Raw genomic sequence first — 19,316 nt, 5'->3', positions numbered from 1 at the left:
TATTTGTTCGTAGTGTCCACACAGATGATTGTTAATTGTAAAGAGAACAACACTTATTGTTTGGGTCTGTAGCTCAGCTGGTTAGAGCGCACCCCTGATAAGGGTGAGGTCGGTAGTTCAAATCTACTCAGACCCACCACTTCTTCTTAATACTTCGTTGTAAGCTTCGTTGTTTAGTAAACTAAACGGCCTCAACTTACGCCTTGTCTTAAAAAGAAGTCGGTATACAAACAGTAAGACCAGCATATGTGGGGCTATAGCTCAGCTGGGAGAGCGCCTGCCTTGCACGCAGGAGGTCAGCAGTTCGATCCTGCTTAGCTCCACCACTTTACTTCTTAAAAATAAATATTCTTTTATCGGGTAGCACAATCACCTGAGAATAGAGTGTGTTTAATTTTGAGAAGTTTTTGATTCTCTGCTCTTTAAAAATTTGGAAAAGCTGATAATAAAATTCGTATGAATACATTGTATTTGTACAGAGTTTTCAAAAGTAAAAAAGAATGATAGCAGTATCATTCAGTGCCATTTAATGAACGTTTACGTTTAAAGAATGATAGCAGTATCATTCAGTGCCATTTAATAAACGTTTAATGTTTGTTGATTGGTATCTACTTTAGTATTCAATATTAACTTCTGGCGAAGTTAAACTGTCACAAAACAAAGACCCGTTTGGGTTGTATGGTTAAGTGACTAAGCGTACACGGTGGATGCCTTGGCAGTTGGAGGCGATGAAGGACGTATTAACTTGCGATAAGCCTAGTCAAGCTAGTAAAAAGCACTTGAGACTAGGATTTCCGAATGGGGAAACCCACCTGCTTGCAGGTATCGTTAACTGAATACATAGGTTAACGAGGCGAACGCGGAGAACTGAAACATCTAAGTACCCGTAGGAAAAGAAATCAACCGAGATTCCGATAGTAGCGGCGAGCGAAATCGGAACAGCCCTTAAGCTTATTATGTGTTAATGGAAGGCTCTGGAAAGTGCCACGATACAGGGTGATAGTCCCGTACATGAAAACGCATTTTAAGTGAAATCGAGTAGGTCGGAGCACGTGAAACTTTGACTGAATATAGGTGGACCATCATCTAAGGCTAAATACTCCCAACTGACCGATAGTGAACCAGTACCGTGAGGGAAAGGCGAAAAGAACCCCTGTGAGGGGAGTGAAATAGAACCTGAAACCGTGTACGTACAAGCAGTAGGAGCCCACTTGTTGGGTGACTGCGTACCTTTTGTATAATGGGTCAGCGACTTATATTTTGTAGCGAGGTTAACCGATTAGGGTAGCCGTAGGGAAACCGAGTCTTAACTGGGCGAATAGTTGCAAGGTATAGACCCGAAACCCGGTGATCTAGCCATGGGCAGGTTGAAGGTTGAGTAACATCAACTGGAGGACCGAACCCACTAACGTTGAAAAGTTAGGGGATGACCTGTGGTTAGGAGTGAAAGGCTAATCAAACCGGGAGATAGCTGGTTCTCCCCGAAATCTATTTAGGTAGAGCCTCGGACGAATACTTACGGGGGTAGAGCACTGTTAAGGCTAGGGGGTCATCCCGACTTACCAACCCTTTGCAAACTCCGAATACCGTAAAGTAATATCCGGGAGACACACGGCGGGTGCTAACGTCCGTCGTGAAGAGGGAAACAACCCAGACCGCCAGCTAAGGTCCCAAAGTCATAGTTAAGTGGGAAACGATGTGGAAAGGCCCAGACAGCCAGGAGGTTGGCTTAGAAGCAGCCATCCTTTAAAGAAAGCGTAATAGCTCACTGGTCGAGTCGGTCTGCGCGGAAGATGTAACGGGGCTAAACTATGCACCGAAGCTGCGGATTCAAAATTTATTTTGAGTGGTAGGGGAGCGTTCTGTAAGCGGTTGAAGGTGTACCGGGAGGTATGCTGGACGTATCAGAAGTGCGAATGCTGACATGAGTAACGATAATGCGGGTGAAAAACCCGCACGCCGGAAGACCAAGGGTTCCTATCCCATGTTAATCAGGGTAGGGTAAGTCGACCCCTAAGGCGAGGCCGAAAGGCGTAGTCGATGGGAAACGGATTAATATTTCCGTACTTGGTATAATTGCGATGGGGGGACGGAGCAGGCTAAGCAAGCATGGCGATGGTAGTCCATGTGAAAGTGTGTAGGCTAGTGACTTAGGTAAATCCGGGTTGCTGTTAGGCTGAGACACGAGACGAGTCACCACGGTGATGAAGTTGCTGATGCCATACTTCCAGGAAAAGCCTCTAAGCTTCAGATTATACCGAATCGTACCCCAAACCGACACAGGTGGTCAGGTAGAGAATACTAAGGCGCTTGAGAGAACTCGGGTGAAGGAACTAGGCAAAATCGTACCGTAACTTCGGGAGAAGGTACGCTCCGATTGGTGATGGGACTTGCTCCCTAAGCTGATTGGAGCCGCAGTGACCAGGTGGCTGGGACTGTTTATTAAAAACACAGCACTGTGCAAAATCGCAAGATGACGTATACGGTGTGACACCTGCCCGGTGCCGGAAGGTTAATTGATGGGGTTATCTTCGGAGAAGCTCTTGATCGAAGCCCCGGTAAACGGCGGCCGTAACTATAACGGTCCTAAGGTAGCGAAATTCCTTGTCGGGTAAGTTCCGACCTGCACGAATGGTGTAACCATGGCCACGCTGTCTCCACCCGAGACTCAGTGAAATTGAAATCGCAGTGAAGATGCTGTGTACCCGCGGCTAGACGGAAAGACCCCGTGAACCTTTACTACAGCTTGGCACTGAACATTGAACCTACATGTGTAGGATAGGTGGGAGACTTAGAAGCAGAGACGCTAGTTTTTGTGGAGTCGTCCTTGAAATACCACCCTTGTAGTTTTGATGTTCTAACGTTGGCCCCTGAATCGGGGTTACGGACAGTGCCTGGTGGGTAGTTTGACTGGGGCGGTCTCCTCCCAAAGAGTAACGGAGGAGCACGAAGGTTGGCTAAGTACGGTCGGACATCGTACGGTTAGTGTAATGGTAGAAGCCAGCTTAACTGCGAGACAGACACGTCGAGCAGGTACGAAAGTAGGTCATAGTGATCCGGTGGTTCTGAATGGAAGGGCCATCGCTCAACGGATAAAAGGTACTCCGGGGATAACAGGCTGATACCGCCCAAGAGTTCATATCGACGGCGGTGTTTGGCACCTCGATGTCGGCTCATCACATCCTGGGGCTGAAGTCGGTCCCAAGGGTATGGCTGTTCGCCATTTAAAGTGGTACGCGAGCTGGGTTTAGAACGTCGTGAGACAGTTCGGTCCCTATCTGCCGTGGGCGTTTGAGAATTGAGAGGGGTTGCTCCTAGTACGAGAGGACCGGAGTGAACGAACCGCTGGTGTTCGGGTTGTCATGCCAATGGCATTGCCCGGTAGCTACGTTCGGAACTGATAAGCGCTGAAAGCATCTAAGCGCGAAGCAGGCCTCGAGATGAGTTCTCACTAGACTTTTAAAGTCTCTGAAGGGCCGTTGAAGACTACAACGTTGATAGGCAAGATGTGGAAGTGGTGTGAGCCATTAAGCTAACTTGTACTAATTACCCGTGAGGCTTAACCATACAACGCCAAACGCGTTTTATGTGATAGTTTAAGCGCAGAAGTTAATATGACTAAAGTAGATTACTTAATTACTCTTTATTATCAGAATTCCAAATTTTAGTAAGCTCGATTAAATCGACCTTACACCAAATTTGCTTGGTGACAATAGCGTTTTGGACCCACCTGACCCCATGCCGAACTCAGTAGTGAAACGAAACAGCGCCGATGATAGTGTAGCATTTGCTATGTGAAAGTAGGACATTACCAGGCTCCAAATAAGAGAAACCCGTTACAGCGATGTGACGGGTTTTTTTACGTCTGCAGGAAAGTGAAAACGCAGGTGAAAGGTAAAAGGCATCAGGTAAAAGGAAAATAATAAGCGCCTAATGCCGACTCTATACATTTGCTATATGGCTCTCTACCGCTGTGGGCACTACGACATCACCAGGCTCCAAATTGAGAAAGCCCGACTAGAAATAGTCGGGCTTTTTTACGTCTGCAGAAAAGTAAAAACGTAGGTGAAAGGTAAAAGGCATCAGGTAAAAGTAAAAGAATAAGCGCCTAAAGACTACTCTAACGCTTTGGACGACACCACGACATCTTGCAATAAAAGACCTGAGGATAAAGGCATTATGAAAATATATCCGTTTGGGGTAATACCAATCCGCAATAATACTCAATCATTTTGCGGGGCTAAACGTGTCGCTATCTGTGTTAAAAAATTCTCATTTAGAACAACTAAATAGCGAATTTTTTGCCTAGCTATCAACCCGTTTTTCCTGCCTCAAAATAGACCGCTTAATTAAGCGAATTGGTATAAGTCTGGATGATGAAGTGAAAAGTAAAGTTTAAAAACCGACTATGCTTGTGCGTAGTTTGATTTATTACCTAACCAGCGGTGAATAAGTGGGTCTATATGCTGAGGATATTGCTTAAGCATTTGTTGTGCGATGGGTCTTACTTGATTGAGTGTTTGTTTATCGCGTGTTAAATCAGCGATTTTGAATTCGGCTAAACCTGTTTGTTTAGTTCCAAGTACTTCACCTGGGCCGCGTATTTCTAAATCACGTTCTGCGATAACAAATCCATCGTTACTATCGCGCAGTACTCCTAATCGCTTCTGTGCAGTATGAGAAAGTGGCGCATGGTATAAAAGAACGCAATGCGATGCGGTTGCCCCACGTCCTACACGGCCTCGTAATTGGTGAAGCTGTGCTAAACCTAAGCGCTCTGGGTTTTCAATAATAATTAGGCTCGCATTGGGGACATCAACACCGACCTCGATCACGGTTGTTGCGACAAGTACATGAATGTTCCCCGTTTTAAACTCACTCATAATGGCTTGCTTTTCAGTGGCTTTCATTCTCCCATGGACTAAACCAATATTAAGTTCAGGTAAGGCTTCTTTTAATTGTAAAGCACTGTCTTCCGCTGCTTGGCATTGTAATACTTCAGACTCGTCTATAAGAGTACATACCCAGTAAACTTGTCGACCTTGTTCATTACAGGCAAGTTTCACCCGACTAATGATGTCATCTCTGCGGGTATCAGGGATGGCAACAGTGGTAATTGGTGTTCTTCCTGGTGGTAATTCGTCGATCACTGAGGTTTCTAAATCTGCATAAGCAGTCATCGCAAGCGTACGTGGTATAGGTGTTGCTGTCATTACTAGTTGATGTGGATAACAATCACCAAAGCGCCCTTTTTCACGCAGTGATAAACGTTGATGAACCCCAAATCGATGTTGCTCATCAATAATGATAAGTACGAGATTGTTAAATTTTACTTCATCTTGAAATAAAGCATGGGTACCCACAATCATCTGCGCTTCACCAGAGGCGATCATTGCAAGGGTATTAACTCGCTCTTTTCCTTTTGTTTTACCGCCTAGCCAAGCAACCGATATTCCAAGGTTTTCAAACCAGCTGGAAAAGTTAATTCCGTGTTGCTCTGATAATATCTCTGTTGGCGCCATTAATGCGACCTGATAGCCTTGTGCTATCGCAGTTAAAGCGCTCAGGGCTGCGACTAATGTTTTACCAGAGCCTACATCCCCTTGGACAAGTCGCATCATAGGGTAAGCGTGTTGCATGTCTGTTTTAATTTCTGATACTACACGGCTTTGTGCATTGGTTGGCGCAAAGGGTAATTGTGCTAGAAATTGCGCTTCTAATGGATTAGTGGGCTCAAGGGCAATAGCTTTAACTTGTTGTCCTTGCTCTCTTACTTTTAAGAGGCTGAGATTTTGAGCCAACAACTCTTCAAAAACGAGCCGTTGTTGTGCTGGGTGAGTCCCTTGTTCAAGCGCAATTATATCAACATCATTAGGGGGGCGATGCAGTAGCAATAACGCATCACTTAACGGTAGTTGCGATGGTTGCCATTGTTGAGGTAGTAGCTCTTCTACTGCGTATTTTTGAAGCAATTCTATTGCCTGTTCACTCAACGCCCTGATAGAGAGTTGCTTTAACCCCTCGGTTGTTGAATAGACTGGCGTAAGTGTTGATGATGTTGGTTGCTGTTCAAAAGTGTCGCTAATACTGTATTCAGGATGACTCATTTCAAAGCCAACACGTCCGCGACGTATTTCGCCAAAACAGCGAATTATTTTACCCGCGCTAAATGCGTTTTTTTGTGCTGCGGTAAAATTAAAAAATCGTAGTGTTAACCTACCTGTCCCATCATTTATTTGGCAAACCAGCATACGCCTTTTACCAAAGGTAATTTGGCTTGTTTCAATGGTTGCTTGAACCGTTACATGGCTATGTGCCGTAAGCTCACTAATAGCATAAATACGCGTTCTGTCTTCATACCTTAGCGGTAAATGAAAAAGCATATCTTGCACTGTGGTGATGCCTAGCTTTAAAAGTCGTTCAGCCATTTTAGGGCCTACGCCTTTAAGTTCTGTGATTGGGTATTGGCTTAAGCTAGGTTTAGACAAAGTAGGCTCAATTATTGTTATTTAGTGAGTTAAGTGTACTTATACACTGTATATGCATCAAGTATGTTTTAATGCCTGCCAAAACTGTTCATCTGCAACGATTTCGCCATGCTCATCAAGTGCGGGATAAGGTAAGTTCTTTTGCTTACACTGCCTTGCAATAATTGGGTGGCAGCCTTCAAAATACATTGGGTGTTTTATTTCTTCACTCAGCATATTTCTATCATATAACCCAGCTAACTCACGTTGACGTTGTGCTTCGAATAAGATTAATGCTGCTGCAACGGATACATTTAACGATTGCACCATGCCTTGCATTGGAATAATGATGTTTTGATCTGCATATTCGAGCGCTTTTTCTGAGATCCCCGTTTTTTCTTGGCCGACAATAATTGCAGTGGGTTTCGTGTAATCAATTTCTCTAAAATCGACGGCATCTTCACTTAAATGAGTTGCCAAAATTTGTACATCGGGGTTATGAGCACGGATACTGGCTGCGGCATCATCTATATTTCTGTGAAGGTGTGTGTCTAACCAGTTCTTACTGCCACCTGAGGTATTATTGGTTAGCCACTTTTGCTTTTCTGGCCAGACTGCATGCACATGATGGCAACCAACAGCATCGGCCGTTCTGACTATGGCAGATAAGTTATGGTGTTTATGTACGTCTTCTAAACACACGGTAAGATCGGTTTGACGACGTGAAAGTACACTTTCAATTCTTTGATAACGAGTTTGCTGCATGGGAGTCCTCTTTTTCGGCAAATTATACGAGATTTTTCACCTTAAGGCACCACTGTTCGGCTAATCGGGTTTTGTAATGAGATCAGGGTTTCGGTTGACTGAATAGCTTCTATTGCTTGTATTTTATTGATCAATACATCTTGTAGATGATCGATTGAGCGAGTCATTACTTTAATAAAAATACTGTAATTACCGGTGGTGTAATATGCTTCAACAACCTCTTCTAATGATTCAAGCTTAATCAGAGTTTGTGGGTAGTCTCTGGCATTATTTAAATTAATGCCGATAAAACAACATACATCGTAGCCAAGCTGTTTGGTATTAATGGTTAATTGGGTACCTATAATGATCCCCGCTTGTTTCATTTTTTCAATCCGCACATGAATTGTTCCTGCACTGACACCGAAACGCTTTGCTAATTCAGCATAGGGTGTACGTGCATTATCCATTAATGCATGCAGAATCTGTTTGTCTAGATTATCGATTTGATAATTTTCCATAGGTTTAATTGCTTTGTATTGTTGTATTTAATGTTTTTATACCATTTTTTTAATGATTTTAATATCTTGAAGCTATTTTTGTTATGGGTTATTGAATTAAACCGTTTAATTGTTACGATAACCATATTGAAGCGCTACTAAGCGCTGAGTCGCCAATACAATAACTGGGAATGAGGCCAATTATTATGAGTTCACACTATGTGCAGCAGCAGCAGCAAATAAGTAAAGTTAAACAGTTTTTTTCACAGCAATTAGAGCAAAAGTTAGGCTTAATTGAAGTACAGGCACCTATTTTAGCTAAAGTAGGTGACGGTACTCAGGATAACTTAAGTGGACACGAGAACGCTGTTGCGGTGAATATTAAAGCCATTACAGATAGCCGTTATGAAGTCGTGCATTCGTTAGCAAAGTGGAAACGTAAAACTTTGGGCGAATATGGTTTCTCTAAAGGTGAAGGAATTTACACGCAAATGAAAGCGTTGCGACCTGATGAAGATTCATTAAGTCCAATCCATTCTGTGTATGTTGATCAGTGGGATTGGGAACAAGTTATTTGTGAAAGTACGCAGCGTTCTTTATCTACTTTGAAGCAAACGGTTGAAACTATTTACCAAGGTATTAAAGCTACTGAGAAATATGTTAGTGACAGCTTTGGTTTAACACCATTTTTACCCACAGAGATTACTTTTGTACATAGTGAAGCATTACGTAAAATGTACCCAGATTTTACAGCCAAGCAGCGTGAAAAGGCGATTACTCAAGAATATGGCGCTGTATTTTTAATTGGTATTGGGGGAGCATTGAGTGATGGCAAAATTCATGATGTGAGAGCGCCAGATTACGACGATTGGTCAACCCCGACATGCGAGCAGTACATGGGATTAAATGGTGATATTTTAGTATGGAACCCAGTGCTTGAAGACGCTTTCGAAATCTCATCGATGGGAATTCGTGTAAGCCCTGAAGTATTGCAAACTCAATTAAGTATTACGGGAGACGAAGACCGTTTAGAGTTTGACTGGCATAAGGCATTGCTAGAAAGTAAGCTTCCACAGACAATTGGCGGTGGTATTGGTCAATCTCGTTTAGCGATGCTGTTATTACAAAAACAACATATAGGGCAAGTGCAGGTAGGTGTGTGGCCAGCGCAAACCTATACAAGTGTAGACGGTTTACTATAAAAAGTTGGGGCTGTTACTAACAGCCCCTTATTATTAAGTTTTAAATTCAATTTCTATTTTATTATTTTCTAACTTAACACTACTCGGTGGGAAGTTACGGGTCGTTTTAAGCAGTTTATTGAAGATATGGATCTCTACACCCGAATGTAAAACGCTATTCACAGTCAACATGGCTTCATCGAGTAACGTATTCAGTTTTTGCTCTAAACCTGCTACCTGCTTTTCTAATTGTTCTGCTTGCTGACTATGGTGTAGCTGCGTGGTGCCAATTTTATTTATGAGTTCATTTTTTTTATCTGCATCTTTAATTAAATCTGCTTTTTCTAAAGCCGCTTGTAAACTATCAACTTGTTCATTTGTTGCTGTTAGTTCACTAAAAGATTTATCAATCTCTTTGGTCATTTCAGTGGCTGAAGCCGCTAAATTAATTACCATTTTAGCACCAGATTCATTACCTATCTCGCCGGCAATCAGTTTAGTGGCATCTAGAATTTCACCCCCAAATAGCTTTCCTTTAGGTAACTCTGATTGACCAATTTGTATTGTACTCTTTGCTTTCATTGAGCTGTGGCTAGCTTGACGTTCAAGCAGAATGTTATTAGCTTCAATGTAACAATATTGAGAGTGTGAGGCATGGACATCGCCTGCGCATATTATTCTACAAGACAGTGATTTATCTTCAGGCTTTTGATGGCCAATTACCCCTTGTTTTACAGTTATATCGCCTCCTGCGGTTAATTCGCCAGATTCAACCGTACCAAAAACGGTAATGTTGCCCGTTGCATTAATACGCATTCCTGGCTCTACATTTTTACTCACTATCACACTGCCTTCAAAGTCGATATGCCCTGTTTTTACCGACACATCGTTGACAGTAAAAATATCGTCAACACGCATGCCATTATTTATTTCAACCGGCACGCCAGCAATCGTAGAGAGTAATTCCATCGGATTATTTTTTGAGATTTCAGTGCCCTCACCTGCAATTAGAGTATGAACCTCTCCGGGTTTTGCAGGTAATACATCGCCTAACACGGTAAACCCTTCTTGGCCTGGTGTAGCGGGTTGTTGCTGTACTAGTAATTCACCTGGTTTTACACTTGCTAACTTACCAAAGTCACGCATATCTACACTGCCATCTTCTTTTAATTTAGGGGCTTTGAGACGATCTTTAAGTGTTTGAACCATTGCGTTAAATTTAGTTGGTTTACCGTCTATAGGTAAGCGCCCTTTGGCGAGTGGACCACTGACTACGGAGCCAGGTGGGAGTTCAGATTGCTTTTGTAAAAGTTGCTCTAAAAATGCTTGTTTATAACCTCTTGCGACGTGCGCTTTAACTAATTCTTTTTTAGCTTCATCAAAACTCAGTGTTGCTCCCCCTTTAGCAAGAGTGAGCGTGCCCGTGGCTAGCATTTTATCATCACTTATCTCCACGCTTAAGGTGGCATCATGACGTGTTGCAACGACTAATATACGTTCAGGTGTTGCACTGCTGAAATAGTTATTTATGGCGTCATGATTGATTTCACACTCGCTGTAAGGCGATTGTTCAATTGCTTCAATGATAAAAGCAGCACTGGCGGGTGCAGATTTACTCGTATCGAGCAATACATTGCCATTATGAGCAAGCTTAAACACAAGTTATCCTTTTCTACTACTAAAGTAAGGTTTAATAAAATAACGTGATTACAGAGTGCTAGAATTTTAGTTTTGAGTCAAGAATTCATCAAAGTGTAGTTACAGATTGGAATAAAAGCTATGAGCGGCGCTCATAGCTTATAGAGGTTAGTTTGTTGAAGGAAGTTCCATAATGCCGTCTATTTCTACTTGTACACCTTTAGGTAGTGCACGAACGCCAATAGCAGCGCGAGCAGGATAAGGCTGTTTAAAATATTGGCTCATTACTTCGTTAACAATGGCAAAATTTGAAAGATCAGTAAGGTAAATATTTACTTTTACTAAATCTTGAATGGTGCCGCCAGCTTCTTCACAAACCGCACAAATATTTTTAAATACTTGGTGTGTTTGCTCGCTAAAGTCTTCAGATATAACGTCCATTGTTTCAGGGACAAGTGGAATTTGCCCAGATAAATAAACCGCTGTGCCCACTTTTACTGCTTGGCTGTATGTGCCAATCGCTGCAGGTGCTTTATCCGTTGATATAAATGCTTTATTCATGATGTTCCTATTTTATTTTTTACGATAGACTTTTTGTACATCCGGCATCACACGTATACGACGCATGATATTAGCGACGTGGATACGGTTTTTAACTGTGATCCCTAAGTCTATCACGTATAAATTACTTTCTTTTTCATCGGTAGCTATTTCTACAATATTGGCCTGTGTAGTGGCGACCACATTGGTTAATTTAGCTAGCGCACCTTGGTGGTTAATAATTTCTACTCGTAAAGCCGCAATGTATTCTTTTTCTGGATTATCATCCCATTTTACGACTAGGTATTTTGAACGATCATTTTCCCAGCCACGAATGTTCTTACACTCTTGGCGATGAACCGTTAAACCTTTACCCTGGCTGACATGAGCTGTAATAGCGTCTCCAGGCACTGGACGACAACATTTAGAATAATTAACTAACATGCCTTCTGTACCAATAATGGTTGCTTTTGCACGTTTAGCAATATCGTTTAAGTCATCGTTATCGTTTTGTAATAAGCGTTTGGCAATCAGCATGCTCATTAAATTACCTGAGCCAATTTCTACCAGTAGCTCTAAGGTTGAAGAGAGTTCATGCTCCTCAAGCACTCGCGTAATATTTTCAGCTGGCAGGTTATCAAACTTGTTTTCACCTAGGGCTGAATCAAGTAAGCGACGACCTAATAATAATGCTTCTTCATGCTGTTGGCTTTTAAGGTAGTTACGTACGCCCAGTCGCGCTTTACCAGTAACAATAAAGTTAAGCCATGTTGCGTTAGGATGAGCGCCTGAGCTAGTAATAATTTCTATTGTTTGCCCAGTATCAATGGCTTTACTTAAAGGATAAGGTTTACGATTAACGCGTGCGCCTACACAAGTATTACCAACATCAGTATGAACGGCATAAGCAAAATCGACCGCAGTCGCGCCCATTGGCAGTTCAACGATGCGACCATCTGGGGTAAAGACATAAATTTCTTCAGGGAAGAGTTCGGTTTTAACGTTTTCAACAAACTCAAATGATGATCCCGCACTTTGCTGTAACTCTAGTAAGCTTTGCATCCATTGGCGAGCACGCTGCTGCGCAGTGTGACCTGCATTGTCGCCAGACTTTTTATACATCCAGTGAGCCGCGACTCCTTTGTCTGCCATGTGATCCATATCGTGAGTACGGATTTGAATTTCAACAGGAATACCATGCGGGCCAACCAAAGAAGTATGAAGTGATTGATAGCCATTAGTTTTTGGCACGGCAATATAGTCTTTAAAGCGGGTTTCAATTGGCTTATATAAGTTATGAGCAACGCCGAGTACGCGATAACAGGTGTCCATAGAATCTACCGCAATACGAAAAGCGTAAATATCCATGACTTCGTTAAATAGTAACTCTTTGTTGAGCATTTTTTTATAAATACTGTATAAATGCTTTTCACGGCCTGATACGGTGGCCTTTATGCCAGACTCCTCAAGGCGTGCTTCAATTTCTGTTTGAATATTTGAAATAACTTCTTTGCGATTTCCACGCGCTTTAGCCACTTCAGATTTAAGTGCACGATGACGCATTGGATACAGCGCTTGAAAACCTAAGTCTTCTAGCTCATTTTTTATATCGTGAATACCTAAACGATTAGCAATCGGCGCATAAATTTCTAGAGTTTCGCGAGCAATACGGCGGCGTTTATCAGGGCGAAGTGCGCCTAATGTTCGCATGTTATGCGTTCTATCAGCCAACTTGATTAAAATAACCCGAATATCTTGGGTCATTGCCATAATCATTTTTCGATAGTTTTCAGCTTGAAACTCTTTTTTATCTTTAAAGCTTAACTTATCAAGCTTGCTCACACCTTCAACGAGTTCAGCCACCGTTTCACCAAATATTTCAGCTAAATCTTGTTGGCTAAAATCGGTATCTTCAATCACATCGTGCATTAGTGCTGCCATGAGCGTTTCATGGTCAAGGTGCATGCTAGCTAGTATCTGAGTTACTTCAACGGGGTGAGTAATGTAAGGTTCGCCACTTGAGCGAGTTTGACCTTCATGGGCCTCTCGGGCTACCACATAGGCTTTTTGAACTAGCTCAACATCGTCTGCTGGCAAGTATTTTGAGATTTTCTTTTTAAGACCTTCAAAAAGATACATTCACACTCCAATGTTCTCGTGAAGCAAATAAGTTAGGATAAGTTACGAATATACGATGAAAACAAAGGATTGCCAACGGCTATAGTTGAAATACTATGCCGTTAGCTAAATCAAACCGGGCGGTTGATTATTGGTTGCCACCAACAATGGCAGCAACAGCAGCTAGTTCTGCCGCTTCTTGGTGTTGTTGTTCTTCACGGTCAATAACATCCATTGAAGAATTATCAACTAAACCAAGTTCGATTTCACGTAAAGCAACAACTGTTGGCTTATCGTTCTCAGGATCTACTAGTGGATCTTTACCACCAACAGCAATTTGGCGGGCACGACGGGCCGCAACTAAAATTAAGTCAAAACGATTACCAATTGCATCTACTGCATCTTCAACTGTTACGCGAGCCATCTTAGCACTCCAAAATAATTTAAAAGCAAAGGCGTAGTTTACTGCACGCAGCAGGTTTCGCCAATAGCCAGTGGTTAATTTTTATCTGTTTTAGGGCATGAACACCTAATTAATCTTAATTTAGATTATTTGAGTAGCTCATTAATTAAAGTTTGATGACGCGTTGTTTGCGCTTTTAGCGTTAATCGCTGTGCAATAACAACACTTTCTATCTCACTTAAAGCAGTATCAAAATCATCATTCACAACAACAAAGTCATACTCATCGTAATGAGAGGTTTCTGATTGAGCTTGTGCCATACGCCCGGCAATAATTTCAGCTGAGTCTTGGCCACGGTTATTTAAACGTTGCTCTAACTCTTGCTTTGACGGCGGTAAAATAAAGATAGTTTTTACGTCTTTCATTATTTCTCGAACTTGGCGAGCGCCTTGCCAATCAATATCTAAAAACACATCAATGCCAGCGGCGAGTTGCTCTTCAATAGCTTGCTTAGAAGTACCGTAATAATTGTCAAATACTTGTGCCCATTCAAAAAAGTCATCTTTGGCAATTAGTGCCTTAAACTCATCAACCGATACAAAATGGTAGTGTTCCGCATCGTTTTCACCAGGGCGCGGTACGCGGGTAGTGTGCGATACCGATACTTTCATATCAGCATGCTTTTTTAGTAATGCATTTATTAAGCTCGATTTACCCGCCCCAGAAGGCGCAGATAAAATAAATAAGTTTCCGCGAGAGTGTGCCATTATTTTCTCTATCTAAAAATAAACAGGCTCGAACTATAAACAGCTCAAGCCTTCAATTATTATATTGTACTTTATTTAGCTAATTATGCTCAAGTGAGTGGTAAAGCCAAAAAAAGTTACTCAATATTCTGGATCTGCTCACGCATTTGCTCAATCAGTACTTTTAGCTCAACTGCAGCATTGGTGATGTCGCTGTTGATTGATTTAGAAGCTAGGGTATTTGCTTCACGGTTAAACTCTTGCATCATAAAATCTAAACGACGACCACAAGCGCCACCTTTACTCAAAATTTTGTGTGTTTCTTTAACGTGCGACTTTAAACGATCTAGCTCTTCTGCTACATCCTGCTTTTGTGCAAGGTAAATCAGCTCTTGCTCAAGGCGTGACTCATCAATATTTGTTGTTAAATCTTCAAGTTTTTGTACTAACTTTTCACGTTGCCATTTAGTAATTTCTGGCATGTGTGCTTCAACGATATCAACTTGTTCTAAAATGGCGGTTAATCGTGTAGCTATCATTTCTTCAAGGTTTGCACCTTCATCACCACGTGCAGATTTAAAGTCTTCAATTACTTGGTCAAGGCCAGTAATGAGTGCCGTATTTACACTATCCATATCAATTTCTTGCGCTTCCATAACGCCAGGCCAACGTAAAATGTCAACAGGATTAATATCACCATTGCTTTGTTGTTGTACCCACTTAGCACTATTAATTAACTGCTCAGCAAGAGATTGATTAATTGATAATTCACCAACATGTGCAGGGTTTGCGACAAACTTTAAGAAAACTTCAACCTTACCACGCTGTAAATGCTTACGCAGACGCTCGCGGATAACGGGTTCCATGCCACGAAATTGCTCTGGTGCACGAATAAAGGTTTCAAGATAACGTTGGTTCACTGAACGAACTTCCCACGTGCCAGTGCCCCATTCGCCTTTAATTTCGCGACGCGCATAAGCTGTCATACTGTGGATCATGGATGATTTCCTACATTTTTAAATACAATAGTGTAATGATTATACCGTAACACTGCTTAAGCTCTAAAGAAAATTTAGCCTACTGAGTGTTTTTTAAACACACTTTAATCTAAATCAACATGGCATCTGTATTCACATCCACATATAATGTGGCAAATTCAGAATTAAGGGGATCGTCAATGCGTCCAAGCGAAAGAACACCTAATCAAATTAGACCGGTTACGTTTACACGTAACTATACTTTGCATGCTGAAGGCTCAGTATTAGTAGAGTTTGGTAACACTAAGGTACTTTGTACCGCGACAGTTGAAGCTGGCGTGCCACGCTTTATGAAAGGCCAAGGTAAAGGTTGGGTAAACGCAGAATATGGCATGTTACCGCGCGCAACACACACACGTAATAGTCGTGAGGCGACGCGAGGTAAACAAGGCGGTCGTACAATGGAAATACAGCGTCTGATTGCTCGCTCTTTACGTGCAGCAATAGATCTAAAAGCACTCGGTGAAAACACAATTACTATTGATTGTGATGTAATTCAAGCCGATGGCGGCACACGTACTGCTTCAATTAGTGGTGCATGTGTCGCACTCGTTGATGCACTTACTTACATGCGTGCAAAAGGGATGATTAATTCAAATCCACTTAAGCATATGATCGCGGCTATTTCAGTTGGTATATATAAAGGCCAAGCGATTAGCGATTTAGAATACCTTGAAGACTCTGACGCTGAAACCGACATGAATGTAATTTTAACTGAAACAGGTAAAATTATTGAAGTACAAGGGACTGCTGAAGGCGAGCCTTTCTCGTTTGACGAACTTGATGAGCTACTTACACTCGCTAAGCACTCAATTCGTGAAATTATAGATGTACAAAAACAAGCACTAGCATAAATAGGTAATCAGCGATGAAAGAATATCAAAAAGAGTTTATTGAATTTGCTTTAGAAAAGCAGGTATTAAAGTTTGGTGAATTTACCTTAAAATCTGGCCGTACAAGTCCATACTTTTTTAATGCAGGTTTGTTTAATACCGGTCGTGATCTTGCTCGCTTAGGTCGCTTTTATGCAGCGGCACTTGAAGATGCAGCAATTGAATATGATGTACTATTTGGTCCCGCTTATAAAGGTATTCCAATTGCAACAACTACCGCAGTTGCGTTAGCTGATCATTACAACAAAGATGTGCCTTACTGCTTTAACCGTAAAGAGAAAAAAGCACACGGTGAAGGTGGCAGCTTAGTAGGTTCGGATCTTAAAGGTAAGATAATGCTAGTTGATGATGTGATCACTGCAGGTACTGCAATTCGCGAATCTATGGAAATTATTGCTGAAAATGGCGCAGATTTAAGTGGTGTTTTAATCGCACTTGATCGCCAAGAAAAAGGTAAAGCTGAGCTTTCAGCTATACAAGAGGTAGAGCGTGACTTTAATACTCAAGTAACTTCTATTGTTAAATTGGCTGATCTAATCAGTTACCTTGAAAATCAAGGAACCATGGATGAGCATTTAGCGGCAGTAAAAGCATACCGAGATCAATACGGTGTAGCATAAGTAAGAGCCTCGCAAAAGCGGGGCTTTATTTTGTTTAAAATTTAGCAGAACTCGCACGAATAGTTAAAGCGAGTTAATTCTCATAGTCGAGTGATTAAATCCAACTATAGCCATAAAAGCATTAGCAGATCGTATAAGTACAGAGATTAATGTTCCATCGGATCAAGCTAAAGATATAAGATCTGCAGCGGTTACTCTCCTATTGGTGATCATGATGATCATTCTTTCACACATTTAAGGGCTACCTCACAGTTAAACGCTTAAATACCGCGTTTATTGTTAATAAATTGATAGTTATGTTGTGTTTTTAGTATCTATCGTTCAAATATCCAGCGAACAGTCATTTATTTCAAGTTTTCTTCAAAAAAGGGTTGATCTGTTTTCGGATCTCCCTATAATGCGACCCCACTGAGACGGGGAAGGCCAACGCATAGCGAGGCACGAGCTACTCAGTGAGTTGAGTAAAACTTAGTTTCGAAAAATTTCAAGTTTAACAAAATTAAGTGTTGACAAAAAAATAGGAAAGCGTAGTATGCGCAGCCCTAGCGAGATAAAGTTAAACGCTTTAATCGCAACGTTCTTTAACAATATAAAGCAATCATCTGTGTGGGCACTCGTACAGATTGAGTTCTAACAGCCAAGCTACTTAGGTAGTGAGGCAAACAAATTTAGAGTCTCAATTGAAACTGAGTGACCAACAGAATAGTTACTTAGGTAGTTATTCAGCACAGTCAATTCAATATCGAAAGATATTAAATAAATTCAGAATTCATTGAGCTGTCGAAAGACATAAAACTTTTTAATTGAAGAGTTTGATCATGGCTCAGATTGAACGCTGGCGGCAGGCCTAACACATGCAAGTCGAGCGGTAACAGAAAGTAGCTTGCTACTTTGCTGACGAGCGGCGGACGGGTGAGTAATGCTTGGGAACATGCCTTGAGGTGGGGGACAACAGTTGGAAACGACTGCTAATACCGCATAATGTCTACGGACCAAAGGGGGCTTCGGCTCTCGCCTTTAGATTGGCCCAAGTGGGATTAGCTAGTTGGTGAGGTAATGGCTCACCAAGGCGACGATCCCTAGCTGGTTTGAGAGGATGATCAGCCACACTGGGACTGAGACACGGCCCAGACTCCTACGGGAGGCAGCAGTGGGGAATATTGCACAATGGGCGCAAGCCTGATGCAGCCATGCCGCGTGTGTGAAGAAGGCCTTCGGGTTGTAAAGCACTTTCAGTCAGGAGGAAAGGTTAGTAGTTAATACCTGCTAGCTGTGACGTTACTGACAGAAGAAGCACCGGCTAACTCCGTGCCAGCAGCCGCGGTAATACGGAGGGTGCGAGCGTTAATCGGAATTACTGGGCGTAAAGCGTACGCAGGCGGTTTGTTAAGCGAGATGTGAAAGCCCCGGGCTCAACCTGGGAACTGCATTTCGAACTGGCAAACTAGAGTGTGATAGAGGGTGGTAGAATTTCAGGTGTAGCGGTGAAATGCGTAGAGATCTGAAGGAATACCGATGGCGAAGGCAGCCACCTGGGTCAACACTGACGCTCATGTACGAAAGCGTGGGGAGCAAACAGGATTAGATACCCTGGTAGTCCACGCCGTAAACGATGTCTACTAGAAGCTCGGAACCTCGGTTCTGTTTTTCAAAGCTAACGCATTAAGTAGACCGCCTGGGGAGTACGGCCGCAAGGTTAAAACTCAAATGAATTGACGGGGGCCCGCACAAGCGGTGGAGCATGTGGTTTAATTCGATGCAACGCGAAGAACCTTACCTACACTTGACATACAGAGAACTTACCAGAGATGGTTTGGTGCCTTCGGGAGCTCTGATACAGGTGCTGCATGGCTGTCGTCAGCTCGTGTTGTGAGATGTTGGGTTAAGTCCCGCAACGAGCGCAACCCCTATCCTTAGTTGCTAGCAGGTAATGCTGAGAACTCTAAGGAGACTGCCGGTGATAAACCGGAGGAAGGTGGGGACGACGTCAAGTCATCATGGCCCTTACGTGTAGGGCTACACACGTGCTACAATGGCGCATACAGAGTGCTGCGAACTCGCGAGAGTAAGCGAATCACTTAAAGTGCGTCGTAGTCCGGATTGGAGTCTGCAACTCGACTCCATGAAGTCGGAATCGCTAGTAATCGCGTATCAGAATGACGCGGTGAATACGTTCCCGGGCCTTGTACACACCGCCCGTCACACCATGGGAGTGGGTTGCTCCAGAAGTAGATAGTCTAACCCTCGGGAGGACGTTTACCACGGAGTGATTCATGACTGGGGTGAAGTCGTAACAAGGTAGCCCTAGGGGAACCTGGGGCTGGATCACCTCCTTATACGATTTAGAACTTATTTGTTCGTAGTGTCCACACAGATGATTGTTAGTTAGTTTGCTCTTTGAGTTTACTAATTAATATGCTCTTTAAAAA

The 19,316-nt window shown here is 42.5% G+C and carries 13 protein-coding genes, 2 tRNA genes and 3 rRNA genes; 9 read left to right on the top strand and 9 right to left on the bottom strand.

The genetic code is table 11. From position 1 onward, the window contains the following. The first annotated feature begins 62 nt into the window (after window positions 1-62). From PISS_RS14425 to rrf, 4 genes are all read left to right on the top strand, one after another. Window positions 63-139, top strand: a tRNA-Ile gene (locus tag PISS_RS14425). A gap of 111 nt (window positions 140-250) precedes the next feature. Next, a tRNA-Ala gene (locus tag PISS_RS14420) sits at window positions 251-326 on the top strand. 354 nt (window positions 327-680) lie between these two features. Beyond that, a 23S ribosomal RNA gene (locus PISS_RS14415) occupies window positions 681-3,567 on the top strand. Window positions 3,568-3,702: 135 nt separating this feature from the next. After that, window positions 3,703-3,817: ribosomal RNA gene (rrf, locus tag PISS_RS14410) — 5S ribosomal RNA — on the top strand. A gap of 589 nt (window positions 3,818-4,406) precedes the next feature. Here the strand turns inward: rrf and recG are convergent. From recG to asnC, 3 genes are read right to left on the bottom strand one after another with little or no spacing between them, the layout of a single operon-like run. After that, window positions 4,407-6,488 (bottom strand): ATP-dependent DNA helicase RecG, encoded by a 2,082-nt coding sequence (recG, locus tag PISS_RS14405; RefSeq protein WP_024601821.1) that lies wholly within the window; start codon window positions 6,486-6,488, stop codon window positions 4,407-4,409. A gap of 57 nt (window positions 6,489-6,545) precedes the next feature. After that, entirely contained in the window at window positions 6,546-7,232 is a 687-nt protein-coding gene (trmH, locus tag PISS_RS14400) for a tRNA (guanosine(18)-2'-O)-methyltransferase TrmH (RefSeq protein WP_058155326.1), read from the bottom strand. A 41-nt stretch (window positions 7,233-7,273) separates the two neighbouring features. Beyond that, window positions 7,274-7,732: a transcriptional regulator AsnC gene (gene asnC, locus PISS_RS14395; protein WP_058155325.1), complete on the bottom strand. Its 459-nt coding sequence runs from the start codon at window positions 7,730-7,732 to the stop codon at window positions 7,274-7,276. A gap of 185 nt (window positions 7,733-7,917) precedes the next feature. Here asnC and asnA point away from each other — a divergent pair, with 185 nt between their 5' ends. Beyond that, complete coding sequence (gene asnA, locus PISS_RS14390; RefSeq protein ID WP_058155324.1) at window positions 7,918-8,913, top strand: aspartate--ammonia ligase; 996 nt, start codon at window positions 7,918-7,920, stop codon at window positions 8,911-8,913. Between the two features lie 33 nt (window positions 8,914-8,946). On the opposite strand, the gene PISS_RS14385 is transcribed toward asnA, so the two are convergent. From PISS_RS14385 to PISS_RS14360, 6 genes are all read right to left on the bottom strand, one after another. Beyond that, the gene (locus PISS_RS14385; protein WP_058155323.1) at window positions 8,947-10,551 is read right to left on the bottom strand and encodes a DUF342 domain-containing protein; all 1,605 of its coding nucleotides are present in this window, start codon (window positions 10,549-10,551) and stop codon (window positions 8,947-8,949) included. Window positions 10,552-10,698: 147 nt separating this feature from the next. Further along, complete coding sequence (locus PISS_RS14380) at window positions 10,699-11,091, bottom strand: RidA family protein (protein WP_013466064.1); 393 nt, start codon at window positions 11,089-11,091, stop codon at window positions 10,699-10,701. 12 nt (window positions 11,092-11,103) lie between these two features. Continuing rightward, window positions 11,104-13,209 carry a bifunctional GTP diphosphokinase/guanosine-3',5'-bis pyrophosphate 3'-pyrophosphohydrolase gene (gene spoT, locus PISS_RS14375; RefSeq protein WP_013466063.1) on the bottom strand — a complete coding sequence of 702 codons (2,106 nt, stop codon included), beginning with the start codon at window positions 13,207-13,209 and terminating at the stop codon, window positions 11,104-11,106. A 127-nt stretch (window positions 13,210-13,336) separates the two neighbouring features. Next, window positions 13,337-13,612 (bottom strand): DNA-directed RNA polymerase subunit omega, encoded by a 276-nt coding sequence (gene rpoZ, locus PISS_RS14370; protein ID WP_008108220.1) that lies wholly within the window; start codon window positions 13,610-13,612, stop codon window positions 13,337-13,339. Window positions 13,613-13,737: 125 nt separating this feature from the next. Continuing rightward, window positions 13,738-14,358 (bottom strand): guanylate kinase, encoded by a 621-nt coding sequence (gene gmk / locus PISS_RS14365; protein WP_058155322.1) that lies wholly within the window; start codon window positions 14,356-14,358, stop codon window positions 13,738-13,740. A gap of 116 nt (window positions 14,359-14,474) precedes the next feature. Then, entirely contained in the window at window positions 14,475-15,335 is an 861-nt protein-coding gene (locus PISS_RS14360) for a YicC/YloC family endoribonuclease (protein ID WP_058155321.1), read from the bottom strand. 179 nt (window positions 15,336-15,514) lie between these two features. Here PISS_RS14360 and rph point away from each other — a divergent pair, with 179 nt between their 5' ends. From rph to PISS_RS14345, 4 genes are all read left to right on the top strand, one after another. Continuing rightward, a complete protein-coding gene (gene rph / locus PISS_RS14355; RefSeq protein WP_008111261.1) occupies window positions 15,515-16,228 on the top strand; it encodes a ribonuclease PH in 714 nt (237 codons plus the stop codon). Between the two features lie 14 nt (window positions 16,229-16,242). Further along, window positions 16,243-16,887, top strand: coding sequence for an orotate phosphoribosyltransferase (gene pyrE / locus PISS_RS14350; RefSeq protein WP_013466041.1), 645 nt, complete (start codon window positions 16,243-16,245; stop codon window positions 16,885-16,887). A 106-nt stretch (window positions 16,888-16,993) separates the two neighbouring features. Beyond that, a complete protein-coding gene (locus tag PISS_RS19125; RefSeq protein WP_138687202.1) occupies window positions 16,994-17,125 on the top strand; it encodes a diacylglycerol kinase in 132 nt (43 codons plus the stop codon). A 562-nt stretch (window positions 17,126-17,687) separates the two neighbouring features. Then, a 16S ribosomal RNA gene (locus tag PISS_RS14345) occupies window positions 17,688-19,223 on the top strand. The last annotated feature ends 93 nt before the right edge of the window (window positions 19,224-19,316 follow it).

The sequence above is a fragment of the Pseudoalteromonas issachenkonii genome, from assembly GCF_002310795.1.
Classification (GTDB): Bacteria; Pseudomonadota; Gammaproteobacteria; order Enterobacterales; family Alteromonadaceae; genus Pseudoalteromonas; species Pseudoalteromonas tetraodonis.
Note: the sequence above shows the minus strand (reverse complement) of the source record. Positions and strands in the feature narration are given on the sequence as shown.